Genomic DNA, 26,442 nt, shown 5'->3' on the forward strand with positions numbered 1-26,442 from the left:
GGGATTGTTCCCTAAGTTTACCCTATTCTGCTTTTTCTTCTATCCTGGGGAATAATGCTTCGGCTTTGGTAACCTGTGTTCCCGATTCCAGTCCGCCCCACCGCAGGCCATTTTCATTCGGTGCATCGGTAACGCCCAGGTAGGAGAGGGCTTTGACCGCTGTCTGGGGCATGAATGCGGAGACAAGTTGATAGACGATGCGCTGGGACTCCAGCAGGCAATACATGACCGTTGCAAGCCTTTCCTTCTGGACCGGATCCTTGGCCAGGGTCCATGGGGCGGTCTCGTCGATATACTTGTTACCGGCTGAGACCACTTCCCATATGGCTTGCAATGCCTTGCTGAAAGCCAGTTCTTCCAGATGCATATCCACCTGTCGCACCATTTCCCTTGTTTTTTCCTGGTACGCCAGATCCATATCGGTGAGATCGGCCGGTGCCTGTACGGTTCCGCCGAAATACTTGTTGAGCATGGCCGTAGAGCGATTGAGCAGATTGCCAAGATCGTTGGCCAGGTCGGAATTGATGCGGTGCACCAGTGCCGAATGGGAGAAGTCGCCGTCCAGGCCGAAGGGAACCTCGCGCAGCAGGAAGTATCTGACGGCATCCACTCCGTACTTTTCCACGAGCATGTTGGGCTCAACCACATTTTGCAGGCTTTTGCTCATCTTCTGCCCTTCGATGGTCCACCAGCCATGGGCGAAGACCTTTTTCGGCAGAGGAAGTCCGGCCGCCATGAGAAATGTGGGCCAGTAGACAGCATGGAAGCGAAGGATGTCCTTGCCGATCAGATGGGCATCCACCGGCCAGAATTTATCGAAGTTGCCCGATTCTTCAGGATAACCCAATGCAGTGATGTAGTTGGCCAAGGCATCGAACCAGACGTAGATGATGTGCTTGTCGTTGCCGGGGACGGGAATGCCCCAGCTGAAGGTGGTGCGGGAGACGGAAAGATCTCTCAACCCTTCCTTGACGAAGGAGATGATCTCGTTACGCCGCGATTTGGGCTGGATAAAATCGGGATTGGCTTCTATGTGGGCCAGGAGCTGCTCCTGGTATTTGCTCATCCTGAAGAAGTAGGATTCTTCCTTGAGCTTCTCCGTGGGGCGGTTGCAATCGGGGCATTTGTAGTCGATAAGCTGGGTCTCGGTCCAGAATGTCTCACACGGCGTGCAGTACCAGTCTTCGTACTCCCCCAGGTAAATGTCTCCCTTTTCCATGACATCTTTGAATATCTTCGAAACCCCTTTTTTATGGCGCTCCTGGGTGGTGCGGATGAAGTCGGTGTATGAGATATCCAGCTTTTCCCATAGCGCCTGAAAGCGCTTCATAACCCGGTCTGCCAGTTCCTGTGGCGTCTCGCCTGCTGCGTTGGCCGCCTTTTCCACCTTTTGGCCATGTTCATCGGTGCCGGTGAGGAAGAAGACCTCATAGCCCTTCAGGCGCCTGTAGCGAGCCAGGACATCCGCTGCCAGTGTCGTATAGGCGTGCCCGATGTGGGGAACGTCATTAACATAGTAAATGGGCGTTGTAACATAAAAGGCGCGGCTCATTGTCTCTCCTTCTTGGGCTTATCGGTATTTCTGGTCCGGCGGTCCTTGCGGCTTTTGTTTCCTTGGCTTCCGGTGGACGCAGGCCTTGCATCCGCCTTTACCTGCTCTTCCGCTTCCGGTTTCTGCGGCTTCTTCTGCCGGTCCGATATGTGCTCCGGTTTTATGTCATCCCCTTTGATGGTTACCAGTCCGTCGCTTTCCGACTTCACCGTAACCGTACCCTGCAGCACATTCAATTTTACCACTTCTCCTTCCACTGAACCGCACTTGATCTGCTTGCCACACTTGGGCAGGCATTTTCTCAGGGAACAGTAGGTGTCGAATTCGTATGAGAGACAACAGAGAAGCCTTCCGCACTGGCCGGAGATCTTGGTGGGATTAAGGGCCAGGTTCTGCTCCTTGGCCATTTTTACCGATACCGGCTCGAATTCACGAAGGTATGAAGAACAGCAGAGCTCTCTGCCGCAGATGCCTATTCCCCCCACCATTTTCGATTCATCGCGCACCCCGATCTGGCGCATTTCAATGCGGGTGTGAAAAGCATGGGCAAGATCCTTCACCAGTTCCCGGAAATCTACCCTGCCGTCGGCTGTGAAATAGAAGATGGCCTTGCTGCCGTCGAAGAGATATTCGACGCGCACCAGCTTCATTTCCATGCCGCGTTCCTTGATCTTTTCCAGACAGAAGCGGTGGGCTTCCTTTTCCTTGGCTGCATTTGTCGCTATTGTAGCCAGATCGGCCGCGTCGGCTTTCCTGAGGATGTTTTTCAGCCCTTCATGCAGGTGTTCTTCAGGAAATTCACGGGGGGCAACAACCACCGAGCCGATGCTTTTGCCCCGTTCCGTTTCGACTATTACCTTGTCGCCGGCTTTCAGTTCAATGTTGTTGGCATTGAAGTCGTAAAGCTTGCCGGCGGGGTTGAACTGTATTTTCACAATCTTGATCAATATATTTCCTCCGGGGGTGTATGCCCCCTTTCAGTTGATTTGTGTCTACCTGATATTAGCGCTCTGCCAGCCTCATGAACAGAACTTCCAGGGCCAGACGCGTATTGACGTTGCGCAGCAAGGCAGTTCTTGTTGAAGCAACGTGCTCGATTTTTTCCATGATCCTGGCCCTGGAAAGCGTTCTTCCCTGTTCTTCCAGAAGCGGTAAAAGATCGGTGTTGATCATATCCGTATCGCCTGCGCTATGCAGAAGCATGTCTCGCAGGAATGACATCAGCACTTCAAGGACTGCGACGGCTTTTTCTTTCTCCGCTGCAAGCTCTTCGGCAGCAAGGAAAAGTGGGGCGATATCTGTCAGGGATAGCCCGAAGAGCCTGGTCAGGAGCTGCTTTCTTTCCGAAAGAATTTCGCCTTTACTTATCTCCAAGGCATTGTTGATGCTGCCCCCGGCCAACGATGCAGAAAGATGTGCCGACTCGTTTTCGACACCTTTACTGATCAGGTATGACGTTATCGTCTCCTCCGGAAGTCCGTGAAAAACAAGCCGCTGGCAGCGGGACAGTATGGTCGGCAGCACTACGGACGGCTGGGATGTTACCAGGATGATCAGGGCATTGCCTGACGGTTCCTCCAAGGTCTTGAGCAGGGCGTTGCCTGCCGCCTGATTGAGACGCTCTGCCCCGTCGATGATGCACGCTTTCTTCGGTGCTTCAAAGGGCCGGTATGCAAGCTCTTTCTGCAGGCTTCTGATTTGGTCGATCTTGATGAAGGCCCCATCCGGCTCGATCAGGTGCATATCCGGGTGTTGCATCGAACTAATTTTCCGACAGGAGGGGCAATGGCCGCAGCCGTCGCCCTTGCCGCAGAAAACGGCTTCTATGAGGGCAAGGGCGGTTGTCTTTTTTCCGCATCCTTCCACACCTTCGAAAAGATAAGCATGGGCAAGCCTGCCAGCTGCCAGGGAACGTTTGAGAACACTGATCGGGGTGTCCTGACCCAGGATATCGGCAAAAGACATTTGCTAGTTCCCGTTTAGCCTGCCGATAACGGCAGTGGTGACGGCAACTCGTGTTTCATCAACATTGGTGCCGCCGTCAACGATGAGAAAACGTCCCTTTTCGTTCTCGGCCAGTTTCAGGTATCCATTCCGCACCTTTTGGTGGAATAGTGTTGATTCCAGTTCAAAACGTTCTTCGCGGGCGCCTGCAGAGATGCCATTGATTCTGGCCAGGGCACGTTTCAGCCCCACTTCAACCGGGCAGTCCAGCAGTATGGTCAACTGGGGCTTGAGTCCGGATGTGGCCAGCTGGTTCAGATACCCTATTGAGTCAAGATCGAGTCCTCGGCCGTATCCCTGATAGGCAACGGTGGCATCGGTGAACCTGTCGCAGAGGACGATGCAATCGTCGGCCAGTGCCGGCTTGATGACCTCTTCCACATGTTGGGCACGGGCAGCCGCGTAAAGCAGGAGCTCGGCTGAGGGTGTCATGGCACTGTTTGCAGCATCAAGGAGAATGGCCCTGATCTGATCGGCGATGGGGCAGCCGCCGGGTTCCCGTGTCAGAAGGACTTTGAAGCCCTTTTCTGCCAGGTGCTGTTCAAGAAGTTTGATCTGGGTGGTCTTGCCGCACCCTTCAATGCCTTCAAATGTGATAAAACAGCCCATGACAAGCGCTCCATATGGTCAAAAATCGTTAAATTATATGGGACGAGGTGGAATTAATCAAGACAAAATCACGTTAAAATGGCATATCTATTGAAAGAGAAAGGTCATTTGTTTATAGTGAACTTTCCTTTTTAATTCTTGTGAAACTGAAGGTAAATATGTCTGAAGAAACATTCAAGTCAATTGCCGCTCTTGAAAAGCTCATCAATTATGATTTTACTGATAAATCCCTGCTAGTCGAGGCCTTGACCCATCCATCCTTTGTCAACGAAAGCGGCGGCAAAGTGAGACAGGATAATCAGCGTCTTGAATTTTTAGGTGATGCAGTAGTCGGTCTGGTCCTGAGCCACGATCTTTTCAGCCGCTTTCCGGACAGCAGGGAAGGGGAGTTGACTAAACTGAGGGCTTCACTTGTTGACGAAGCCTCTTTGGCCATACTTGCCAGGGCAATCGATTTGGGTGCCCATTTAAAACTTGGTCGCGGCGAAGAGAGAAGTGGCGGACGCACTAAACCGTCTCTTTTGGCCGATGCCTATGAAGCTCTCTTGGCGGCAGTCTATCTTGATGGCGGCATCGAGCCAGCGGCGGCAATAATTAAAAGCCATTTTGCCTCCTTTATGGAAAAGAGGAATATAAGAACGTCGGGCAGGGATTTCAAGACGGAATTCCAGGAACTGGCCCATCGGTTGCGAAGTCTTGCTCCCCGTTATTTATTGCAGGGAGTATCCGGACCCGACCATCAACGGATTTTTTCGGTAGCGGTTTTTATCGGCGAAGAATTCATGGGAGAGGGGTTAGCGAAGAGCAAGAAGGAGGCTGAACAAGCCGCTGCAGAGCAAGGAATTGCCTTTCTGAAAAAAAGCTCGCGACCTTAAATGACTGTAACCGTACCTTTTTTCATTTCCCACCTTGGCTGCCCCCATCAATGTGTTTTCTGCAATCAGATGGAAATTGCCGGAACGAAAGGCCAAATGCCCGGCCAAACGGAGATTTTGACCAAGGTTGCCGCTTACAGACGTTCAGGTGGATGTCGTCCTGTGCAGGTTGCATACTTTGGCGGGACATTTACCGCCTTGCCCCGTGCTGACCAGGAAAGGCTTCTTCAGCCCCTTCAGCCGCTTTTAGTCTCCGGAGAGGTTGAATCCATACGCATATCGACGCGACCGGACTGCGTGGATGTGGAAACTGCCCAATTTCTTCGCGGGATGGGGGTCCGGGTCGTGGAGCTGGGAATCCAGTCCATGGCGGATGAGGTTCTGGAGATGTCCGGCCGAGGCCATGCCGCTGCCCATGTGGAGCGGGCGGCCAGTGTTCTGCGACAAGCAGGCCTTCTATGGGGAGCCCAGCTGATGCCGGGGCTTCCTGGGGATTCACCGGCAAAGGCCATGGCTTCCCTGGAACGGGTGATCGCTTTGGAGCCATCCTGTCTCCGTATCTATCCGACTCTCGTCATCAAAGATACTCCTTTGGCGTCCCTGTTTGAACAGGGGCTTTACGAGCCGCTGACCATGGAGACTGGGATCTGTCTCTGCATGGCAATGCTCCACCGTGCCTCGCAGGCCCGTCTGCCGGTAATTCGCATGGGGCTGCAGCCTACTGTGGAGCTTGATGCAGCGGGCACCGTACTTGCCGGCCCCTATCACCCGGCATTTCGTTGCCTGGTCGAGTCAGAGCTTTGTTTCCGGCTTCTTTCCGGGCTGGTGAAAGGTTTCGGAGTTGGTACTCCTGTGCGGATAGCCTGTGCATCAGGCCGGATATCCAACGTTATCGGCCATAAAAGGTCGAATGTGGAACGCTTGGAGCAAAAGCACGGGATCAAGGTATTGTCAATCCAGGGCGAACCCGCTCTTTCTGTATTCGAAGTTATTGTCGAGGCCGACGGGAAGAAGCTGCGGGGGCATCTGCTTGATGATCTGGATCCAGGGCAATTTCTTCCTTTCATTAGGTCCTGAAATCCCGTATATCCATATAGGTAAAAAAATCTTCAAAAGGGCGCCCAGGAGGTCCGTTTGACCGAACAGCAGTTCCATTCAGGCTTCGTATCCATTATCGGCAGGCCAAATGTGGGAAAATCAACGCTTCTCAACAAAATTCTCGGTGACAAGATCGTCATAACCTCCGATAAGCCGCAGACAACGAGGAATCGAATCCAGGGCATTCACAACTTGCCCGGTTGCCAGATAGTGTTCATCGATACTCCTGGCATCCATCGGGCCAAGTCCAGGCTGAACAAATACATGGTTGATGTGGCCCTTTCCTCCATCAAGGAGGTGGATGTGATCCTTTTCCTGGTGGAGGCGGACACAAAACCGGCCAACCAGGAGGAGACGATCCTTGGTGCGTTGGCCAGCGCCGAAGCTCCTGTCGTTCTTGTCATCAACAAGGTTGACCTGGTGGCCAAGGAGTCCCTGCTGGAGAAGATGGCAGCCTATTCAGGCCTCTACCCGTTTCGTGAGGTGATCCCAGTCTCAGCCCTGACTGGAGACAACACAGGCCGGCTGGTTCAGGTCGTTCGCGATCTGCTTCCGGAGGGGCCGCCTTATTTTCCCGATGACATACTGACCGATGTTCCGGAGCGTTTTGTCGTGGCGGAAATAGTCAGGGAGAAGGTTTTCCGTCTGACCCACGATGAGGTTCCCTATTCGGTGGCGGTGGTTGTGGAGAGCTTCAAGGAGCGTGATGACGGTCTGATATTGATTTCTGCAGTCATCAACGTCGAGAGGGACTCGCAAAAGGGCATCATCATTGGCAGGAAGGGCGAAATGTTGAAGAAGATCGGCATGCAGGCCCGACGGGAGATAGAGGAACTGCTCGACACCAGGATATTTCTGGAGCTGTTCGTCAGGGTAAGCCGGGAATGGAGCGAAAACAAGCAGATGCTGAAGGAGTTTGGTTACGAATGAAACCTTTGATAGCTATAGTAGGACGGCCCAATGTGGGTAAATCGACCCTCTTCAACCGTCTTGTCGGGCGCCGCAAGGCGATGGTCGACGACATGCCGGGAGTTACCCGTGACCGAAATTATGCAGACGTAAACCGGTTTGATGTGCCGTTCATTCTCATCGATACCGGTGGTTTCGAGCCGGAAACCAGCGACAGGCTGTTGCAGCAGATGCGCGAACAGTCGCAGTTGGCCATGGACGAGGCTGATCTGATCCTTTTTGTCATGGATGGCAGGGACGGCTTGACGCCGGCCGATGTGGAAGTAGTCGAAATGCTTCGCCGCGTCAACAAGCCGGTTTTCTACGTCGTCAACAAGATCGACGGCGACCGTCAGGAAAATGCGGCGGGAGATTTCTACAGCCTGGGCATCGAGCAGATATTTACCATATCCGCTGAGCATAATCGTGGCGTCAATGATCTGATGGAAGAAGTGATTGCTGCCCTGCCTAACAAAACTGCCCCGGCAGTCGACGAGGAGGTGACCAGGATCGCCGTCATCGGTCGGCCGAATGTGGGGAAATCCACATTGGTCAACCGCCTGCTGGGGGTCGAGCGGGTGGTGGCAAATCCAACCCCGGGCACCACCAGGGATTCCATCGACACCTACTTCAACTGCAACAAAAAACGCTATCTGTTGATAGACACAGCAGGTATTAGACGCAAGGGGAAAACCACCGAAAAGATAGAGAAATACAGCGTGGTCGACTCCTTGCGCAGCATAGAGCGGGCGGACGTGGTCTTGATCGTCATAGATGCCGAGGAAGGGGTTACCGAGCAGGACACGAAGATCGCCGGCTATGCCTTTGAAGCAGGACGAGGCTGCATCTTCGTCGTCAATAAATGGGATGCCATCTCCAAAGACAATGCCTCCATGGGTATATTTGTCGAAAAAATACGCATGGAATTCAAGTACCTCCCCTTTGCCCCCATTGTTTTTGTTTCGGCAAAAACCGGACAGCGGCTGGGCAAGATCATGACAGAAGTGGATTCGGTCATGGAGCAGTTTGCCAAACGTATCAGCACTTCCGACCTGAACAGAGTGTTCAGCAAGGCCGTTGAGGAACACCATGCGCCGCTGTATCAGGGGCGCCGGGTGAAATTCTATTTTGCCACCCAGGTGGGAACCAAGCCTCCTTCCATTGTCATTTTTACCAATCGCCCCGATGGTGTGCACTTTTCCTATGAGCGATACATTATAAACCGGTTCAGGGACGCCTTCGGTTTTACCGGCACCCCGATGCGCCTGCTTTTCAAGGGGAGGGAAGGGCGGAAAAGGGGGTAAATCGTGCTTTACTTTAGATACATGTATGGTTTAATATGAACCCCTGTTACTGAACCCCATAACTGAGTTATATTTCTATGAGTCTTGTCGGAAACTTGGAAGATCTCGGTCTTGGCGAGATACTGCAGATAGTCAGCCTGAGTCGGAAGTCCGGAGTTCTCGCTCTTCACAGTCGAGGGAGAGAGGCAAGGATCATTTTCCGTAGCGGACAGGTTATCCGTGCAAACTCAAGTTCAAATCAGCAAAATCTTGGCGAGGTATTGATCCAGAAGGGGATCATCGATCTCGCTATCCTAAAGCAGGCCCTCAATATCCAGAAGGATGAGGGGGGGGGCGAGCTTCTCGGAACAATCCTGGTCAAACAATTCAATGTCAATCCGGATGCCATCGAAGATGTGGTCCGTGAACAAATTGAGTCCGTCATCTACTCTCTCTTTGCCTGGGCGGAAGGTAACTTTGATTTTGAGCTTCAGGACACTGCTGAAGCCGTCGATAAAACAAAGATGGATCCCTTGCAGTTTATGCTGGAACAGGGGCTGAATCCACAGTTTCTTGCAATGGAAGGATCCAGGATCATCGATGAAAAACGGCATCGTGGGGAATCACTGGATGATCATGTGGCTGAAGAGGCCTCGGTCCATGTCGAAGATAATGTGGATATGGCTTTCGATCTCCTGCATTCGCCTGGGCAAGAGCCGGAACAGGCCTCTGTGCCGGAACCTTCGCCCGGTCTGTCTACTCAGGTTAAAAAGCGGCTGGTCTTGATCGTCGACGATGACGGGGATACACGGAATGCCATATCTTCCATCCTCGAAAGCGATGGTTATGAGGTTTTCTCCTGTGAAAAGAGCGAGGATGCGCTGATAAAACTTGACAGCTTCTGCCGGGAGGGTCGGGATCCTGCTGTTGTTGTTGACCTGATCATGCCCAGAATGGACGGTTCCGGCATCCTCGGGGGGCTTGAGCTTCTTGAGTTGATCGGCAACAATTTCGCTTCGCTTCCAGTGCTGGTATTGACTGACTATCATAACAGCGATGCGGAGCGAAAGGTTAAGGGGATGGGTTTTCCCGTGATGCTGAAGCCCAGAAAGACCGAGATCGGCGATGCTGCCATGGTTCAGTCCTTCGGTGACACGTTCCTTTGCGAGCTGATGAGGGTTGAATCCTGTGGAGGTCAAGCCGTTCCCGCAGACAAGATCAATATCGGCGATGAACTGCGGCTCGAGATGGGGGATGACACCCCGGTTCGGACACAGCCGGTTGAACAGAGCACGGGTATAACTTTACTGAGGGGCATGCTGGATGAACTCAATAACCCATCACTTGGGGGGGGGATAATCTTGCTGGTGCTCCGTTTTGCCTCGGAATTCATGAACCGCGCCGTCATACTTATCGTCAAAAAAGACGAGATTGCCGGACTCGGGCAATTCGGCATAAGCGACAGCGAAGGAAATGCCGATGCGAAAATAAGGAACATGCGTATTCCCAGAGGGGAATATTCGCTGTTCAGTGAAGTTATCGATGGGCAGTTGCCGGTAAAGGTTCAGCCTGACTCGGGAAAATGGACCAGATATTTTGTCGGGCAGTTGGGGGGAGGGGTGCCGACGGAATTCTTCATGGGTCCTATAGTCAGTGAAGGTAAAGTGGTAGCCGTTCTCTATGGTGACAATATCCCTGATGCCAAGCCGATAGGGGATACGGATTCTCTGGAAATCTTCCTTTCCCAGGCAGGTCTGGCGATGGAAAAGGCCCTTTTGCAGCGCAGATTAAAGGATAAAAGCCGGGAGGAGCTGTGAAAAAGATATTGATAGCAGAAGACTCTAATACCATGCGCTCATTGCTGATCTCAACAATAGACTCCATGGACAGATACGAAATCGTCGAAGCAGCCAGCGGGTTCGAGGCTCTTCGTCTGTTGCCCCGCGAACAGGTTCACCTCATCATCACCGATATAAACATGCCTGATATAAATGGTCTTGAATTGATAAGCTATGTGAGAAACAACCCCAACTATCAAGATATCCCTCTTTTCATCATATCGACGGAAAGCAGTGACAAGGATCTTGAGAAGGGACTCGCCCTTGGTGCCAATGAATACCTGGTAAAACCCTTCGATCCTGTCAAGCTGCAGGAACTCATTGGCAGATATCTTGGGTAATTTTCGGTTAGGCAGGGAGTCAAAATCAATAGGGTGAGAGTTTATGGCCGCAGATACTAGTATAGACAAAGCTGCCAAGGATTTTCTTGCAGAAGCAGAAGAAATTATCGACCAGTTAAGCCTTGATCTGGTCTCTCTCAGCGACTGCGCTGACAGTGGCGACTTCAATCCGGACGTGGTCAATTCCATCTTCCGCGGCGCCCATTCACTTAAAGGGCTTGCCGGCATGTTCGGCTTTACCGACATCGCAGACCTTTCCCACAACATGGAGAACCTCCTTGACTCCCTTCGACTCGGGAAAATCCCCTTGAACCAGAATACCATCAGCGTTCTTTTCGATTCCATGGAAATCCTGGGTTCGCTGGTGAGAGGTGCGGGTTCTGCCGATTCAGGGAAAACGGACATATCTCAGACCATATCCCGTATCAATGCCTGTGTCGCTTTGGTGCAGAAAGATGAGGGTGCATCTCCTCTGACCAGACTGGGACTTTCAGAGCGAGTACTCAGCTCCCTTACCGAATATGAAGAACATCGTCTGCTGGAGAATGTGAAAAAGAACAAGAATATCTTCTCCATCCAGGCGTCCTTCAGTCTCTCCACATTTGATCAGGATCTGGGAGAACTTACCGAAATCCTCAAGGGTGCCGGAGAAGTGATCAGCACCCTGCCAAGCGCCGGTGGTGGTCTTGATTCCTCCATAAACTTCGAGATCCTCTTCGGATCGGAAAAGGGTACTGCAGAAATAAGCCTGCTTATCGACCGGGACAATATCACCGTAAATCAATTGGGGGGTAAGCAGCCTGCGGTTACAGCAGCAAAAGCAAAAGCAGAAGTAGTAGAAGAAGCTGAAGCCGAAAAAGAGTCATCTGTCCTGCCTCAGGAAGCTTCTTTGACTGCTAAGAGTATGAGTCGTACCGTCAGGGTGGATATCAGCAAACTTGATGAATTGATGAACATCGTGGGGGAGCTGGTGCTTTCCCACTCCACGATCAGTCAGATAGCTGACCGCATGCGACTGGAAGGCTATTCGGCCCCCGCCATAAATCTGACCAAGGCTGCCAAGGGATTGGAGAGAAAACTGACCGAACTGCAGAAGGGTGTCATGGAAATCCGCATGATTCCTGTGGGTCAGCTTTTTGAGAAGATGGCACGCATTGTGCGGAAAATTTCCCGTGAACAGGGCAAAAAGGTGGAACTGAGGTTGTTCGGCGCCGATACGGAGCTGGATAAACTTATCATAGAAGACATTTCCGACCCGATGATGCACATTATCCGCAATGCCATCGACCACGGTATTGAGACCCCAGGTGAACGGGTCAGGGCAGGGAAGGACGAAAAAGGTATCATCAAGCTTTCCTCCTACCAGAAAGGGAACCATGTCGTTATCGAGGTTGAGGACGATGGTGGCGGGATAGATGTCGATAAAGTAAGGCGTAAGGCTTTCGACAAGGGGTTGATACCGAGCATGGAGTCGGTCCATGACAGAGAGGCGCTGGATCTGATATTCCTTCCCGGCTTCTCCACAAGTGACGAGGTGAGTGAGATTTCAGGGCGCGGCGTCGGCATGGATGTGGTCAGGACCAACATCGCCGCCCTGTCCGGCATGGTGGATGTTGAAAGCGTTCCCGGCAAAGGTAGCAGTATCATCATAACCCTGCCCATCACACTTGCCATTATCAAGGCACTCATAATCTCTTCCGTCGGCCGAATCTATGCTCTTCCCATTACATCAGTCCTGGAAACCATAATGGTGGAAAGGAAGGATGTGCGTACTGTGGAAAAGAAGGAAGTTATCCAGTTGCGGGAAACAACCCTGCCCCTGCTTCGTCTGGGCAGGTTCTTCGAAACCCAGTCACAAATCGACCAAGGGGAAAATTTTTATGTGGTGGTGGTCGGCGCCGCCGAGAAGCGACTGGGTATAGTGGTCGATGATCTGATGGGGCAGCAGGATATAGTCATTAAGTCTATCGGTGAAACATTTAAAAATTTCAAGGGTATTTCCGGTGCTGCCGACCTTGGGGACCAGCGAACCATCCTGGTACTTGATGTGGGCGGTATAATCAACGAGGCGGTCAGGAGCGGGGCTTAATGTACAAGACATTTTACGGATTCCGTGAAAAGCCTTTCAGCAAAACACCTGATCCACGTTTTCTTTACATGAGTGTTGGTCATCGTGAGGCGCTGGCCCGGCTCCAATATGTTCTTGAAGAGCGTGAGATTGCCATTCTGACCGGAGAGATCGGGTGTGGGAAAACCACCATTTCCCGTGCCCTCATGGACGCAATGGGGGATGTATACCACTTCTGCTTCATTTTTAATCCAAGGTTGGCTGCTATTGAATTTTTGCGGGTCATTGCAGCGAACCTGGGTGTGGAGAAACCCTCTACGGCCAAAGATTTTCTTCTGGGGGAAATCACCCAGGCACTTTACGATCTCCACGAGAACGGTCGCTGCCTGGTTGTCGTTGTCGATGAGGCACAACTGATCCCTGATAGGGAAATTTTCGACGAGATACGGCTTTTGACCAATTTCCAATTGGATGACCAGAATCTTCTCAGCATTATCATCATGGGACAGCCGGAGCTCCGCAGGATTGTCTCGGCGCCGCTTTTTGAACCATTTCGGCAGCGGGTTGCCATGACCTACCATCTGCTGCCTTTGACCCTGGAGGAAACCCAGGAATATCTCGATTTCAGAATGACGGTGGCTGGCGGATGCGCCGGGCTTTTCGCTCCGGATGCGGTACAGCGGATTTATGAGCTGACAGGTGGCGTACCAAGAAAAATAAATACGTTGGCAACTAACGCCCTTCTTACCGGTTTCGCCAAGGATCTGGCATGGATCGATGCATCTGTCATCGAAGATATAAAGAATGAAATAATCATCTGATCAGCAGGGCCAACTATGAACTTAGCCGATATAAGAAAAAAAGCGCAGCAGGAAAAGGAAGCCCTACAGGCGGCATTGGCCGAATTGACACATGAAACTGCTGATTCCTTTGATGGGGAAGATGATTATCCTGAAGCATACAATGACCCGCTTTATGATGCCGAAGCATCCTTTGAAGACGGTGAGTCTTTTGAGACTGACGGGCCTATTGCCGCAGAAGACCAAGTTTCAGGCAAAGGCGACTGGTCTGCTGTAATGGACGCAGGCCCCCTTTCTCCTGAGGATATCTTTCCTGAGCAGATGGAAGTGGTGCTTGACGCTCGGGGCATTTCGGGTCAGGACATGTCGCCACCTTCGCCACAGGTGCCGAAAACTGTCTCGGCGCCGGTTGTAGAAGAAAAGACGGCCTCTTCCGGCTTCGATCCCATAAGGGTCATGCTTGAAGGACGTGCCAGCGCCGGCCAGGATGAGGATGCATTTATCGGCCCCGCAACAAATCTGGAGATCGATGCCGCAAATTCCCAGGAGTTGCTGTGTTTCAGAGTCGCTTCCGAGGAGTATGCACTGAACATCATGGAAATCAAGGAGATCATCAAGCCGCGCGAGGTCACCGAAGTTCCGCGTGTACCAGCTTTCGTCTCGGGGGTGCTTTCCCTGCGGGGAATCATTATCCCCATTTTTGATATGAACGCCAGGTTGGGCCTTTCCAGAGATGGTTCTACCGGAAAGGAGCGGATAATTGTCGTCAAAAACGGCGATGATGGCTTTTGCGGGATACTTGTAGATGAGGTCGTTCAGGTCGTACGTATAGAAGACAGGTTGCTGGAGCCTCCACCAACGGTTCTTGACGGGATAGATCGTGATTTCGTCAGCGGTATAGGTCGTTATCATGGCAGAATGCTGATTTTGCTCAACATGGACAAGATTCTGGATATTACCCTTTACTGACAGACGGGGGAAGAACATGCACAGTAAAAAGATTCTTATTGTTGAAGACGAAGAGAGTCTGCTGAAATTGGAGAGCATCCTTCTTTCATCCAAAGGCTATTCAGTCGTCGGTGTAATGGACGGTAAAGCAGCTCTTGAAGAAGTTAAGGCCAATCGCCCGGATCTGGTGGTGCTGGATGTCATGCTCCCGGAAATGGACGGTTTCGAAGTCTGCCGGCATATCAAGGAAAACCCTGAAACCAGCAGCATCCCAGTCGTCATGCTCACAGCGAAGAAAAGCAATAATGACGTGGAGCGGGGAAAACAGGCAGGAGCTGAAGCATATATAACCAAACCCTTCAAGTCGGCAAAAGTCATAGAGGTAATCGAAGGCCTCATCAGCGGCCATTAACGCCTCGTACGACTCAAAACCAACTGGATTGAAGAAGGAACAGCGATGCACTCCGATAATAGTGATATTCAAGTCGCCTGCTTTACCCTTGATGACAACATTTACGCAGTGGATATCATGCGTATCAGAGAAATCATCAAACCTCAGAAGCTGACCAGCCTGCCCAAGGCACCCCCCTATGTGGAAGGAGTCATAAATCTGCGTGGTTCCGTTATTCCGGTCATCGACCTGCGTAAAAGGTTCGATCTGCCGGTCCGCGAAATCGACAGCGCGGTAAGGCTGCTGATTGTGAGAGTGGCAAAGCAACTACTTGGATTTGTCGTTGATAATGTTACCGAAGTCATCACCGTGCCTGCCAGAGATATAAAACCGCCGCCACAGATAGCAGGAGGGATTGGTGCCCAGTACCTCCTTGGAGTCTGCCTGTTCCAGGAGGCACTGATCATGCTGTTGAACATCGACACAATATTTACTGACAGAGAGGCTTCCGAACTAGGGCTGATTGGCTCTATGCATGGTGAAGGTTGAGATTTACCGGTGAGGGAAAGGCTGACATGCTTATCATTTGTCCCAGTTGCAAGACAAAATTCAGTTTCGACGACTCGAAGATAGGCCCACAAGGAATAAAGCTTAGATGCAGCAAGTGCCGGACGATCTTCAGTGTGACCAGGAAGCTCGAGACTCCAGTGCCTGCTCCAGTTCCTCCAGCGCCACCAGTGGCGGCGACTCCGGCTGCCCGAAATATAAAGGTCATCATTGCGAACGAAAGCGCCTCTTTCTGTGGGGCAGTGGCAAAAATTCTGGAACCTGAGCCGTTTACGGTCTTAACCTTCAATGACGGCAAGGAAGCTTTCGAGGCTGTGCAGCGTGTGCGCCCCGATGTGATATTGCTGGATGTGGCGCTTCCCTCCATGTACGGATTCGAGGTGTGTGAGAGGATCAGAAAGGATCCTGCTCTTTCTGCAGTGAAAATCATTCTTATTGCCGCTATTTACGATAAAACACGCTATAAACGGTCACCGATTTCCCTGTATGGTGCAGATGATTACATCGAGAAGCATCATATACCCGATTCTCTTGTTTCCATGATCTACCGCTATGTGACGGATCAAAAGCCTTTGGAAAAACCTAGAGGAGATGAATCCGCCACCGTCAGCGAAAGCATGGTTACGCCGCAGCATTTGGACCAGAAGGAAATAAATGCACAGCTGGATGCACGCAGGCAAATGCAGGCTGCTGAAGAACAGGAGACTGTGCCACCTGCTGCCGCAATATCTTCAGAAGCCCATGAGAAGGCCAAGCGACTGGCCCGGATAATTGTCTCCGACATCATTCTCTATAATCAGACAAAGGTAGAAGAAGGGGTCAAAAACGGCTCCTTTTACTCCTTGTTGGAAGATGACATCCGTGAAGGACGGGCCCTTTATGAGCGTCGGGTCCCTGAGGAGATCAGGAAAAATACTTCATTCCTTGACACCGCCTTTGAGGAACTGATTGCAAAGAAGAAGCAGGAACTGAAACTGTGAAGCATGCTTTATCGTCACAATGGAGAGCGTAGTGGATAGACTGCAGATTCTGATCGAGGCGCTTTGTTCGGCCGACGAAGAGAAAAGGAGGCTGGCAGTGGTCGGATTGAGGGATTATCCCCTCGATCAGACACTGGATAGCCTTTTTCTGGCCCTGGGGGATACCAGCTGGCGGGTCCGCAAAGAGGCTGTTGACATAATTGTGATGGCCGCAGAAGGAGAAAGCGCCGGCAATCTTCAGGAAGAACTCGTCAACATGCTCAGGTCCCAGGATAATGCCGGGTTACGCAATTCAGCCGTGGAATCACTGGAAAAACTGGGGAAAAAGGCTTCCAAGGTCCTGTGTCTTCATATTGCCGACGAAGACCATGATGTGCGTAAATTCATCATCGACATTATGGGCAATATCGGTGATCCTGCTTTCGTCCCTGCACTGATCAATGCTTTGGACGATCCGGATGCCAATGCCCGTGCTGCCGCTGCCGAAAATCTTGGGAAAATTCAGGATGCGCGCGCCTTGCCTGAGCTTCTTGAGGCTTTGGCAAAGAGTGATGTGTTGCTCAAATACACGATTCTCGAAGCTGTGGGCAAGATCGGGCAGTCGGTTCCTGTGTCTGCCATTGCTCCTCTTGCCAACGACAACCTCCTCAAAAAAGCCGTCTATGACTGTCTTGGTGCGATAGGCGATCTCGATGCAATTCCGCTGTTGGTTGAAGGATTGAAGGACAGGCAGAAAAAGGCCCGCGAAGCTGCCGCAACTGGTCTTGTCGCCCTGAGGAAGCGCCTCTCTTCTTCGTCGGGTGCAGAGATAATGGATAATAAACTGGAGCAGCTGAAGGGGACATCCCATGTGGATGATCTGATCGACTCCTTCAATAATGCTGAAAACAGCTTGAAAGAGGCTTTTGCCATTCTTCTCGGTGTCATCGGCGATGCAAGAGCGGCCAAACCTCTTCTTTTAGGCTGCAATGATGACAGGCTCAGAAGGCTGTGTTTGCAAGCATTGAGAAAGATTGGGAACGCAGCAGCAGCTTCGCTGCTTGAAGTTTTCCCCTCTGCAGAAGACGATCAGCGTTGTTTCATCGTCTATCTCTGTGGTGAACTCGGCTGCAAGGAATCGGTATCGCTTCTGACGGAAGGGATGCTGGACCTGAATCCTCAGCTGCGGCTTGCTTCGGTCAAAGCTGCCGGAAAGACCGGTCTCACTGTTTTTGTTAATGAGGTGGCCCATCTTCTTGAAGATAACGAAAAGGAAGTCAGAAACGGGGCCATAGAAGCTCTCTACAGGCTAGCCGAAACAGACAGATTCTCAGTGGCAAGGATTGCCGGCAAGCTGGCTTCTTCGGACCTGGCTGAAAAGAGACGCAATGCGGCCGTGCTCTGCACAGCCCTGGCTGATACGGAGAGGCTTTCGCTTCTGGTTAAGGATGAGGATGCAACGGTGCGGAAGGCTGCAGTAAGTTCACTGGCCAGCCTTAAATCAGTTGCCAGTGCCGGTCATCTGGTCATGGCTCTGGTCGATGAGGATCCGGATGTCCGTATCGCTGCAGCTGGAGCTTTGGGGGATGTGGGAAGTGAGGAAGTCGTCGGGCCACTGCTGCTGGCTTTGCAGGATGACGACCCCTGGGTTCAGTGTGCGGTGTTGAAAAGCCTGGGCAACCTGAAAAACGAGGCAGCGTTGCCTGCCATAGTCCAGCTGTTCGAACGCGCCGATGGGCTTGTGCTTATAACTGCACTGGATGCTGTAGCAAAGATCGGAGGGGAGGCGGCAAGGGCACTTGTTGAGAAAGCGCTGGACAATTCCGATGAAGAGGTGGTTAAGGCTGCAATCGACATATTAACCCAGGAAAACGACGCATGGGTGCATACGCACCGCGATAAACTTTTAAACCACCCCCACTGGGATGTGAGAAGCACCTTCATAAAAGCCATGGTTTCACGGTTGGGAGAAAAGTCGTTTCCTTATCTGCGACAGGCTCTTCAAACCGAAACCGATGAATTGGTCAAGGGGCAGATCATCGAGTTGATGGATCGGGTTCTTTAATGTTCTACTCAGACCCTGAAGTACAAATGACCGATGAAGAGTTCCGCCTGATACGGGACCTTATCTATACCCATTGTGGTCTCTATTTTGATAACGATTCCAAGTATCTTCTTGAAAAACGGCTGGGCCGCAGATTGTCACAGCATCAGATCAAGGAGTTCAGGGATTATTATCATTTATTGAAATACGACAGGAACAGGGATCAGGAATTGTCAGATATCATGGATGTTCTGACTACCAATGAAACCTACTTTTTCCGCGAAGCTTTTCAGCTTAAGGCCTTTACCAGTGAAATTGTCCCTGAACTGATGGCCGCGAAAGAGAAAAAAGGGGATCGCTCCTTGCGGATTTGGAGTGCCGGCTGTTCCACGGGGGAAGAACCATATACCATTGCCATGCTTTTGCTTGAACTGGGGGTGCTCAAGGACTGGCGTGTCGAGATTGTCGGTACCGATATCAGCCAGAGAGTTTTGCATCAGGCGAGAAAAGCTACCTATGGCAAGACCTCTTTCCGTTCAACCGATGAAACCTATATCAACCGCTTTTTCCAGGAACAGGATGGTCTTTGCAAGATCAACGATGAAGTCAGGGAGCTGGTTACCATCAGCCACCTCAATCTCTTTGACCATAATCGTCTGGCTCTCCTGGGCAAAATGGATGTCATCTTCTGCCGTAACGTCATCATTTATTTTGATCAGATTGCCAAGAAAAAGGTTGTCGAATCTTTTTATAAGGTCCTCCGGGACGGAGGCTACCTGCTTTTAGGTCATTCCGAATCCTTGATGAACATTTCCACTGCCTTTGCCCTGAAGCACCTGAAAAACGATATGGTGTACCAGAAGCCACCAACTGCCGGAACTGGAGTTTTTGCATGAAGAAAGTTAGAATCGTTGTCATAGATGATTCTGCATACAATAGACGCACCATAACAAAGATGCTTGAGGAAATTCCCGAGGTCGAGGTGGTAGGCTATGCAGTTAACGGCGAGGAGGGGATCAGGCGGGTGATAGATCTCACCCCCGACCTGGTTACCCTGGACCTTGAGATGCCGAAGATGGACGGCTTCACCACGCTGCGCATCATCATGAACAGTTGCCCGACTCCGGTGATCGTCATCAGTGCCGGAAGTGACGATGAAAAGGTTTTCAAGGCGCTGGAACTGGGAGCTGTCGATTTCATAGCAAAACCGACCCGAACCATTTCCGATGAGCTCCTCAAGATCCAGGATGACCTGCAGAAGAAGGTTCGAAGCGTCTTCAACCTCAACATGGCCGGCATCAAGCGGAGGGAAGCTCTTTTCAGTCAGGATGCAGCGAAGAGACCCCTAGCCATAGCTCCGACTAAAAAATCACAAATAGACATCATCGCTATTGGAGCTTCTACCGGTGGTCCGCCAGCACTGCAGAGTATCTTTTCCGCTTTTGACACGCCTCTGCCTGTGGCCATAGTGGTTTCGCAGCACATGCCACCCGGTTTTACCAAGGCTTTTGCGGAAAGATTGAACAGAACATCCGGCTTTGAGATTAAAGAAGCCAAAGACGGTGACACCGTAAGCCCAGGCCGCGTCCTTATCGCTCCAGGTGGCCGGAACCTGATATTCAACAGGTTGGATGGAGTGGTCATTGCACGGGTGGTCGACCCGTTGCCTGAAGATAAATATGTACCTTCTGTGGATGCCATGTTTGCTTCCTGTGCCAAAATCTATGGTTCAAGGATGCTTGCAGTGGTGCTGACTGGGATGGGCAATGACGGGAGCCGTGGCGTCAGGGCGGCCAAAGCTGCAGGGGGCGGTGTTTTTGCGGAATCCGACGAGTCGGCGGTGGTTTTCGGAATGCCCAGAGAGGCCATAGCAACAGGTCTTGTGGACAGGATCACCACCATCGATAAAATGTCATGCGAAATTTTATCCTATTGCGGAATTCAGCGTAGATAGAAACAACCAAAAAGTCAGAGGTGACATATGTCAAGGGAAGATGATAAGGGCATGCACGGCAGAGCGGAAGAATTCCTGCAGGTCTTCAAAAAGGGGGCAGAATTCACCCAGGACTTGATGCGTGAGAATGAAAGGCTTCGCTACCGGATCCTTGAGCTGGAGGAGTCATTGCCCAACAAGGACGGGGTATCCTCGACCGATGATCATAGCAAGTTATCACAGCGGATTGATGAGCTGGAACGCGAAAAAGAAGAAATACTCAACCGTATCAAGCAAGTTGAAGCGGAAAATCAGAATTTCGCTGCAAGATATATTGAAATAGAAGAGGAGAACAACAACCTGGCGAATCTTTATATTGCCAGCTATCAACTCCATTCCACTCTGGATTTCAAAGAGGTTCTGCAGATAATTACCGAGATAATCATAAACCTCATCGGCGCCGAAGAATTTTCAATCATGCTCCTTGATGAAAAGACCAATGAAATACAAGCTGTGGCCTGCGAGGGTATCCAGCGGGAAAATATACCCCATGTGAAATTAGGCCGGGGTGTTATTGGCGAGGTGGCCAAGACCGGGGAGAATCATTTTGTCGAGGATGTAAACGGTTATGTGCAGGATCTGGAAAACCCGATGGTGTGTATCCCGCTTAAAATAAAAGAACACGTAATCGGTGTTCTGGTCATTTACAAGCTGCTCATGCAGAAGTCCAGCTTCGCAGCAGTGGATTACGAGCTCTTTACCCTGCTTGCCGGACATGCTGCGACAGCGATATTCAGTTCGAGACTTTATAGCGATTCCGAAAGAAAGCTTTCGACAATCCAGGGATTCATAGATCTTCTGACCAAATGACAGCAATAAATTTCAACCTTCCAGCAGGTACAGTCGGGCTTGATGATGCTGCAAGTTCAGATCATCGAGTGACAAATGGAATAAGCAGGAGGAGAGTGCTATGCCACCATATAATATTTTGATCGTTGAAGACTCCCCAACCATGAGGCAACTTATATCTTTTGCTCTCAAAAGATTGAGAGTCGTGAGAATAGTTGAAGCCAACGACGGGGTCGATGGTTTGAAAAAGCTCTCTGCGGAGAAATTCGACCTGATCTTCACGGATATTAACATGCCGATAATGGACGGTCTCAAGCTTGTGAGTCTGGTACGGACCGATTCCAATTACAAGGCAACGCCCATTGTCGTCATCACTACGGAGGGGGCGCAAGAGGACCGGGAACGGGCACTGGCTCTTGGCGCCAATGCCTACATTACCAAGCCGATACAACCCAACAACATACTGGATGTTGCCAAAAGGCTGCTGAAAATAGTATAGAGTCAGCGGTTGGACTTCCTCCGATGTCAAATAAGCAACCCAGAGGTCAATTAGTGAAACGCTTTCTGCTGCCGTTGCCATTCCTGCTTTTTATTCCCGTGCTTCTCTTTGCCATGGATTTTCAGATGGTTACTTTCAAGACTGAGAATGCCGGCAAGGTAATTTTTGATCACGATCTTCACTTGAAAAAGCTGGGCAGCAACTGCACCGTTTGTCATAAATCCATATTTCCCATAACAACAGATGTGCCGCCGGTGACAATGGCCGAGATGGAGCAAGGGAAATCCTGCGGTGCCTGTCATAACAAAACCAAGGCATTCGGTCTTAATGAATGCGTCAAATGCCACTTGGTCAAGGAAGTACCGATTCAGATCCCCCAGTTCGGCACCATCGTTTTCAGTCACAACTTCCATCTCGGCATGTATGGTTGTGGCGATTGTCACAACAAGCTTTTTAAGCCGGCACCAGGCAACCCGCATATTTCCATGCGCCAAATGGAGCAAGGGGCGTCGTGCGGAGCCTGCCACGATGGGAATACTGCCTTCACAGTCAAGGAAAATTGCACCAAATGCCACGCAGTTAAGGATATTGCCTTTACTGCCGATGCCCTTTTCAGCCATAAATTCCATCTGGAAATGTACAAATGCGCCGATTGCCACAGCAAACTTTTTGTTGCCGGTCCTGAAAGCAAGCGCCATTCCATGCGTGACATGGAACAGGGAAACTCCTGTGGCGGCTGCCATGAAGGCAGTACCGCTTTCAGCGTCAAAGGGGATTGCGGCAAATGCCATACGGCCACAAAGGACATCCCGTTCAAGGCGACCGACGCACTTTTCAGCCACAAGTTCCATCTGGGTATCTATCGCTGCAACGACTGTCATAGCGGTTTATTTGTCGGCGGCGCCGGCAGCAAGCGGTATACCATGGCGGACATGGCCAAGCTGAAATCATGCGGCGCCTGCCATGAGGGAGATGTGGCATTTACCGTCAACGCCAACTGCGGCAGGTGTCATAAAAGCACAAAAGATATAACCTTCGACATACCGGACATAGGTTCAGTTGCTTTCAGTCATGAAATACATCTGGGCATGTATAAATGCGACGACTGCCATAACCAGGTTTTTGCCACCGGGGTGTCACGTAAAAGCTTCATCATGGCAGAGATGGAAAAAGGCAAATCATGTGGGGCTTGCCATGACGGGAAGAGTGCTTTTACTGCCTCGGCTAACTGCGGGAAATGCCATCCGGTCAAAGACATTACCTTTACCGACGACGCCCGTTTCAGCCACACAAAGCACCTGGATATGTACAAATGCGCCGACTGCCATAGCAAATTGTTTGTTGCCGGACCTGACAACAAGCGGCGGTCCATGGCAGATATGGAAAAGGGGCTATCTTGCGGGGCCTGCCATGAAGGGAATACCGGTTTCTCCGTCAAGGGAGATTGCGATAAGTGCCATAAATCCACCATGGAAATCGCCTTCAATGTGCCGGCAACCGGGGTAACCTATTTCAGCCACGCATTCCATACCGGCATGTACAAGTGTGCCGATTGTCATAACGGCATTTTTACTACCGGTGCTTCTGCCAAGCGATATACCATGGGCGATATGGAGCAGGGTAAGTCCTGCGGCAGCTGCCATGACTCAAAAACCGCCTTTTCGGTCAAGGACGCTTGCCAGAAGTGCCACCCGGTAAAGGAGATCCAGTTCAAAGAATCAGGTGCGTCGTTCAGTCACAAGTTCCATCTGGGTCTGTATCCGTGTAATGACTGCCACACCAAGCTCTTTATTCCGGGCAAGGGCAACAGGCGAGTCAGCATGCCTGAAATGGAAAAAGGGAAATCATGCGGTGCCTGTCACGATTCCAGCACGGCCTTTACCGTTACCGGCAGTTGCAATAAATGTCATAATGTTACCAAGGCAGTTAAATACGAGCTGCCGGAAAAGACCGGTAGCGTCTTGTTCAGTCATAAGCTGCATCTTTCCAAAGGGTACAATTGCGGCGATTGCCACAATGGGATTATTCTGGCAGGTGTCGGACGCAAGCCTTTGAAGATGAAGGATATGGAAGAGGGGAAATCTTGCGGCGCTTGCCATGGTGCAGCCATGGCCTTCAGCGTCAAGGATGCTGCCAGTTGCGGCAGGTGCCACGGCGGGAGAACCGGCGATATCCCTTCATTCCAGGAGGGTAATGCCCCTCAATTTTAAGGCAAGAACCAATAATCAAAACTGGCCATGGAGGCAGGGCGCCCTGTCTTATTTTCCGTGAGAGCAGGATTGCGGGATGATGAGAAAGGGTGCTGCGTTTCCGTGGCAAAATTTTGTCCCGGATACGGGCAGGAGGTTGTAGTGGAAGAGAAATACGTTCCCGCAAGGGTTGAAGAGAAGTGGCAGAAGCTTTGGGACAGTAATAAGAGCTTTAAGGCTGAAAAGGTCGAAGGTAAATCCAAATATTACCTGTTGGAGATGTTTCCCTATCCGTCAGGCCGTATTCATATGGGACATGTGCGCAACTATTCCATTGGTGATGTCATTGCCCGCTTCAAGAGGATGAAAGGATTCAATGTTCTTCACCCCATGGGATGGGATGCCTTCGGCATGCCGGCCGAAAATGCGGCCATTCAGCATAAAAGCCATCCTGCCAAGTGGACCTATGAAAACATCGACTACATGCGCGGCCAGCTGAAAAAAATGGGCTTTTCCTATGATTGGGACAGGGAATTGGCCACCTGCAATGTGGAATACTACAAATGGGAACAGCTGATCTTCCTGCAGATGCTTGAGAAAGGACTTGCCTACAAGAAGAAATCCTCCGTCAATTGGTGCCCCAGATGCGAGACTGTGCTTGCCAATGAGCAGGTTGAGGATGGCAGCTGCTGGCGATGCGACAGCTTGGTGGAGCAAAAGGAGCTGGAGCAGTGGTCATTCAGGATCACAGATTACGCAGAGGAACTCCTTGAAGATACCTACAAGCTGCCGGGCTGGCCGGAGCGGGTGCTGACTATGCAGCGCAACTGGATCGGCAGGAGCACCGGCTGCGAGATTGACTTTTCCATAGAAGGCAGAAAAGATGCCATCAAGGTTTTTACTACCCGCCAGGATACACTTTTCGGCGCCACTTTCATGTCGCTGGCGCCTGAGCACCCACTGGCCCTGCAGTTGACAACGGCTGAAAATATGATTGTTGTCAATGCCTTTTTGGACAAAGTGAAAAAAACCGACAAGATCAAGCGCACGGCCGAAGACTTCGAAAAAGAAGGTGTCTTTACCGGTTCCTACTGTATCAATCCGGTCACCAATCGGCGCATGCCGATCTACCTGGCAAACTTTGTCCTGACCGATTATGGCACCGGCGCGGTTATGGCTGTGCCGACCCATGATCAGCGCGACTTTGAATTTGCCCGCAAATATGCTATCGCCATGGAAGTGGTGATCCAGCCTGAGGGTGGATCACTTGATGTCGCCACCATGACCGAGGCCTATACCGCCGAAGGGATCATGGTTAATTCGGGCCGCTTCGACGGCCTGAACAGTGCAGTGGCCAAGGAACAGATCGCCGATTTTCTGGAGCAGGAAGGACTGGGTAAAAAGACTGTCAACTTCCGCCTGCGAGATTGGGGCATTTCCAGGCAGCGCTACTGGGGAAACCCGATTCCAGTTATTTACTGCGATGATTGTGGCGCCGTACCTGTGCCCGCAAAGGACTTACCGGTTGTACTTCCCATGGACGCAACGTTCACCGGTGAAGGTGGCAACCCGCTGTCCAAGATCGATTCCTTCATCAAAACCACTTGCCCGCTATGCGGCAAGGATGCGCGTCGCGAGACCGATACCATGGATACCTTTGTGGAATCTTCATGGTATTTCCTCCGCTACTGCTGCCCGGATTTTGCCTGTGGTCCTCTCGACAAGGGAAAGACCGAATACTGGATGTCCGTTGACCAGTATATCGGCGGCATTGAACATGCGGTCATGCATCTGCTCTATGCCCGCTTTTTTACCAAGGTCCTGCGCGACCTGGGATACTGCGACATCAACGAACCTTTCACCAACCTTTTGACCCAGGGCATGGTCATCAAGGATGGTTCGAAGATGAGCAAATCCAAAGGCAATGTTGTCGATCCCAATGCGCTCATAGAAAAATACGGCGCTGATACGGCACGGCTTTTCTCATTATTTGCCGCCCCCCCCGAAAAAGATCTCGACTGGAGCGACCAGGGAGTCGACGGCAGTTATCGGTTCCTGAACCGGGTATGGAAACTTGTCTACGAATGCCTGCCATTGATATCCGCCACAGGTCCTCTCGATGCTGCAGCCCTTACAGATGAGGGTAAAACATTGCGCCGTCTGGTGCATAAGACCATCCGCAAGGTTTCCGATGACATCGAGGACCGATTCCATTTCAACACGGCCATCGCTGCCATAATGGAGATGGTCAACGCCATTCAGGCATTTGAGCCCAAAAACCAGCCCCGCAATGTGCCGGTGCTGAAAGAGGCCGTTGAATCGGTGGTATTGCTATTGGCACCATTTGTACCTCATTTTGCCGAGGAACTGTGGGAGAGTCTCGGCCATGAAGATAATCTCAATGAGGCCGCCTGGCCTGCCTTTGATGCTGCCGCTGCAGTTGATGAAGAGCTGCTGGTGGTGGTTCAGGTCAACGGCAAGCTCCGCGGCAAAGTAACCGTAGCAGCAAGCGCGACCGATGAAGACATAAAAGGAGCTGTCCTTGCCGACGAAAAGATCAGGCAGCTCATTGACGGCATGAACATAAAAAAGATTGTCTACGTTCCCGGCAAGCTGGTTAACATCGTTGTCGGATAAAGGTGGACTT

At 51.3% G+C, this 26,442-nt stretch carries 23 protein-coding genes; 19 read left to right on the top strand and 4 right to left on the bottom strand.

What is annotated here, in order from left to right; genetic code table 11:
• Window positions 1–22 precede the first annotated feature (22 nt).
• The 4 genes from metG to tmk are packed head-to-tail and all read right to left on the bottom strand — an operon-like array spanning window position 23 to window position 4,165.
• Entirely contained in the window at window positions 23–1,552 is a 1,530-nt protein-coding gene (gene metG / locus GEOB_RS10690; protein ID WP_012647232.1) for a methionine--tRNA ligase, read from the bottom strand.
• Window positions 1,549–2,499, bottom strand: coding sequence for a PSP1 domain-containing protein (locus GEOB_RS10695; RefSeq protein ID WP_012647233.1), 951 nt, complete (start codon window positions 2,497–2,499; stop codon window positions 1,549–1,551). The genes metG and GEOB_RS10695 overlap by 4 nt, the downstream gene beginning before the upstream one ends.
• A 55-nt stretch (window positions 2,500–2,554) precedes the next feature.
• Window positions 2,555–3,517 (bottom strand): DNA polymerase III subunit delta', encoded by a 963-nt coding sequence (gene holB, locus GEOB_RS10700; RefSeq protein ID WP_012647234.1) that lies wholly within the window; start codon window positions 3,515–3,517, stop codon window positions 2,555–2,557.
• A gap of 3 nt (window positions 3,518–3,520) precedes the next feature.
• A complete protein-coding gene (gene tmk / locus GEOB_RS10705) occupies window positions 3,521–4,165 on the bottom strand; it encodes a dTMP kinase (protein WP_012647235.1) in 645 nt (214 codons plus the stop codon).
• Window positions 4,166–4,323: 158 nt separating this feature from the next.
• On the opposite strand from tmk, the gene rnc reads away from it, so the two are divergent.
• The 19 genes from rnc (at window position 4,324) to leuS (ending at window position 26,432) form a co-directional block, all read left to right on the top strand.
• Entirely contained in the window at window positions 4,324–5,040 is a 717-nt protein-coding gene (gene rnc, locus GEOB_RS10710) for a ribonuclease III (protein ID WP_012647236.1), read from the top strand.
• On the top strand, window positions 5,041–6,117 hold the full coding sequence (locus tag GEOB_RS10715; protein WP_012647237.1) for an elongator complex protein 3: 1,077 nt from the start codon (window positions 5,041–5,043) through the stop codon (window positions 6,115–6,117). It begins immediately after the preceding gene.
• A 57-nt stretch (window positions 6,118–6,174) separates the two neighbouring features.
• Window positions 6,175–7,068, top strand: a complete 894-nt coding sequence (gene era / locus GEOB_RS10720; RefSeq protein ID WP_012647238.1) for a GTPase Era — start codon at window positions 6,175–6,177, stop codon at window positions 7,066–7,068.
• Complete coding sequence (gene der / locus GEOB_RS10725; protein WP_012647239.1) at window positions 7,065–8,390, top strand: ribosome biogenesis GTPase Der; 1,326 nt, start codon at window positions 7,065–7,067, stop codon at window positions 8,388–8,390. The genes era and der overlap by 4 nt, the downstream gene beginning before the upstream one ends.
• A gap of 77 nt (window positions 8,391–8,467) precedes the next feature.
• On the top strand, window positions 8,468–10,186 hold the full coding sequence (locus GEOB_RS10730) for a response regulator (RefSeq protein ID WP_012647240.1): 1,719 nt from the start codon (window positions 8,468–8,470) through the stop codon (window positions 10,184–10,186).
• Entirely contained in the window at window positions 10,183–10,548 is a 366-nt protein-coding gene (locus tag GEOB_RS10735; protein ID WP_012647241.1) for a response regulator, read from the top strand. Before GEOB_RS10730 ends, GEOB_RS10735 begins: the two co-directional genes overlap by 4 nt.
• Window positions 10,549–10,591: 43 nt before the next feature.
• Window positions 10,592–12,637, top strand: a complete 2,046-nt coding sequence (locus GEOB_RS10740) for a chemotaxis protein CheA (protein WP_012647242.1) — start codon at window positions 10,592–10,594, stop codon at window positions 12,635–12,637.
• On the top strand, window positions 12,637–13,437 hold the full coding sequence (locus GEOB_RS10745) for an ExeA family protein (protein ID WP_012647243.1): 801 nt from the start codon (window positions 12,637–12,639) through the stop codon (window positions 13,435–13,437). The genes GEOB_RS10740 and GEOB_RS10745 overlap by 1 nt, the downstream gene beginning before the upstream one ends.
• Before the next feature lie 15 nt (window positions 13,438–13,452).
• Window positions 13,453–14,385 carry a chemotaxis protein CheW gene (locus GEOB_RS10750; protein WP_012647244.1) on the top strand — a complete coding sequence of 311 codons (933 nt, stop codon included), beginning with the start codon at window positions 13,453–13,455 and terminating at the stop codon, window positions 14,383–14,385.
• 16 nt (window positions 14,386–14,401) lie between these two features.
• Complete coding sequence (locus GEOB_RS10755) at window positions 14,402–14,776, top strand: response regulator transcription factor (RefSeq protein ID WP_012647245.1); 375 nt, start codon at window positions 14,402–14,404, stop codon at window positions 14,774–14,776.
• Window positions 14,777–14,821: 45 nt separating this feature from the next.
• Window positions 14,822–15,304 carry a chemotaxis protein CheW gene (locus GEOB_RS10760; RefSeq protein ID WP_012647246.1) on the top strand — a complete coding sequence of 161 codons (483 nt, stop codon included), beginning with the start codon at window positions 14,822–14,824 and terminating at the stop codon, window positions 15,302–15,304.
• Between the two features lie 26 nt (window positions 15,305–15,330).
• On the top strand, window positions 15,331–16,302 hold the full coding sequence (locus tag GEOB_RS10765) for a response regulator (RefSeq protein ID WP_012647247.1): 972 nt from the start codon (window positions 15,331–15,333) through the stop codon (window positions 16,300–16,302).
• A gap of 31 nt (window positions 16,303–16,333) precedes the next feature.
• Window positions 16,334–18,346, top strand: a complete 2,013-nt coding sequence (locus GEOB_RS10770) for a HEAT repeat domain-containing protein (protein ID WP_012647248.1) — start codon at window positions 16,334–16,336, stop codon at window positions 18,344–18,346.
• Window positions 18,346–19,221: a CheR family methyltransferase gene (locus GEOB_RS10775; protein ID WP_012647249.1), complete on the top strand. Its 876-nt coding sequence runs from the start codon at window positions 18,346–18,348 to the stop codon at window positions 19,219–19,221. The genes GEOB_RS10770 and GEOB_RS10775 overlap by 1 nt, the downstream gene beginning before the upstream one ends.
• Window positions 19,218–20,279 carry a protein-glutamate methylesterase/protein-glutamine glutaminase gene (locus tag GEOB_RS10780; protein ID WP_012647250.1) on the top strand — a complete coding sequence of 354 codons (1,062 nt, stop codon included), beginning with the start codon at window positions 19,218–19,220 and terminating at the stop codon, window positions 20,277–20,279. The genes GEOB_RS10775 and GEOB_RS10780 overlap by 4 nt, the downstream gene beginning before the upstream one ends.
• Window positions 20,280–20,306: 27 nt before the next feature.
• Window positions 20,307–21,128 (top strand): GAF domain-containing protein, encoded by an 822-nt coding sequence (locus GEOB_RS10785; protein WP_012647251.1) that lies wholly within the window; start codon window positions 20,307–20,309, stop codon window positions 21,126–21,128.
• A gap of 100 nt (window positions 21,129–21,228) precedes the next feature.
• The gene (locus GEOB_RS10790) at window positions 21,229–21,606 is read left to right on the top strand and encodes a response regulator (protein WP_012647252.1); all 378 of its coding nucleotides are present in this window, start codon (window positions 21,229–21,231) and stop codon (window positions 21,604–21,606) included.
• Window positions 21,607–21,659: 53 nt separating this feature from the next.
• The gene (locus GEOB_RS10795; protein WP_012647253.1) at window positions 21,660–23,816 is read left to right on the top strand and encodes a cytochrome c3 family protein; all 2,157 of its coding nucleotides are present in this window, start codon (window positions 21,660–21,662) and stop codon (window positions 23,814–23,816) included.
• Window positions 23,817–23,957: 141 nt separating this feature from the next.
• Window positions 23,958–26,432 carry a leucine--tRNA ligase gene (leuS, locus tag GEOB_RS10800; RefSeq protein ID WP_012647254.1) on the top strand — a complete coding sequence of 825 codons (2,475 nt, stop codon included), beginning with the start codon at window positions 23,958–23,960 and terminating at the stop codon, window positions 26,430–26,432.
• Window positions 26,433–26,442 lie beyond the last annotated feature (10 nt).

This window comes from Geotalea daltonii FRC-32 (genome assembly GCF_000022265.1).
In the GTDB taxonomy this organism is placed as follows: domain Bacteria; phylum Desulfobacterota; class Desulfuromonadia; order Geobacterales; family Geobacteraceae; genus Geotalea; species Geotalea daltonii.

Coding starts and splice junctions, on each gene's coding strand:
- der (WP_012647239.1), top strand. CDS start 7,065: ATGAAACCTTTGATAGCTATAGTAGGACGGCCCAATGTGGGTAAATCG.
- GEOB_RS10715 (WP_012647237.1), top strand. CDS start 5,041: ATGACTGTAACCGTACCTTTTTTCATTTCCCACCTTGGCTGCCCCCAT.
- GEOB_RS10790 (WP_012647252.1), top strand. CDS start 21,229: ATGCCACCATATAATATTTTGATCGTTGAAGACTCCCCAACCATGAGG.
- GEOB_RS10760 (WP_012647246.1), top strand. CDS start 14,822: ATGCACTCCGATAATAGTGATATTCAAGTCGCCTGCTTTACCCTTGAT.
- GEOB_RS10780 (WP_012647250.1), top strand. CDS start 19,218: ATGAAGAAAGTTAGAATCGTTGTCATAGATGATTCTGCATACAATAGA.
- metG (WP_012647232.1), bottom strand. CDS start 1,552: ATGAGCCGCGCCTTTTATGTTACAACGCCCATTTACTATGTTAATGAC.
- holB (WP_012647234.1), bottom strand. CDS start 3,517: ATGTCTTTTGCCGATATCCTGGGTCAGGACACCCCGATCAGTGTTCTC.
- GEOB_RS10750 (WP_012647244.1), top strand. CDS start 13,453: ATGAACTTAGCCGATATAAGAAAAAAAGCGCAGCAGGAAAAGGAAGCC.
- GEOB_RS10775 (WP_012647249.1), top strand. CDS start 18,346: ATGTTCTACTCAGACCCTGAAGTACAAATGACCGATGAAGAGTTCCGC.
- tmk (WP_012647235.1), bottom strand. CDS start 4,165: ATGGGCTGTTTTATCACATTTGAAGGCATTGAAGGGTGCGGCAAGACC.
- GEOB_RS10755 (WP_012647245.1), top strand. CDS start 14,402: ATGCACAGTAAAAAGATTCTTATTGTTGAAGACGAAGAGAGTCTGCTG.
- GEOB_RS10740 (WP_012647242.1), top strand. CDS start 10,592: ATGGCCGCAGATACTAGTATAGACAAAGCTGCCAAGGATTTTCTTGCA.
- GEOB_RS10745 (WP_012647243.1), top strand. CDS start 12,637: ATGTACAAGACATTTTACGGATTCCGTGAAAAGCCTTTCAGCAAAACA.
- GEOB_RS10765 (WP_012647247.1), top strand. CDS start 15,331: ATGCTTATCATTTGTCCCAGTTGCAAGACAAAATTCAGTTTCGACGAC.
- rnc (WP_012647236.1), top strand. CDS start 4,324: ATGTCTGAAGAAACATTCAAGTCAATTGCCGCTCTTGAAAAGCTCATC.
- GEOB_RS10730 (WP_012647240.1), top strand. CDS start 8,468: ATGAGTCTTGTCGGAAACTTGGAAGATCTCGGTCTTGGCGAGATACTG.
- GEOB_RS10785 (WP_012647251.1), top strand. CDS start 20,307: ATGTCAAGGGAAGATGATAAGGGCATGCACGGCAGAGCGGAAGAATTC.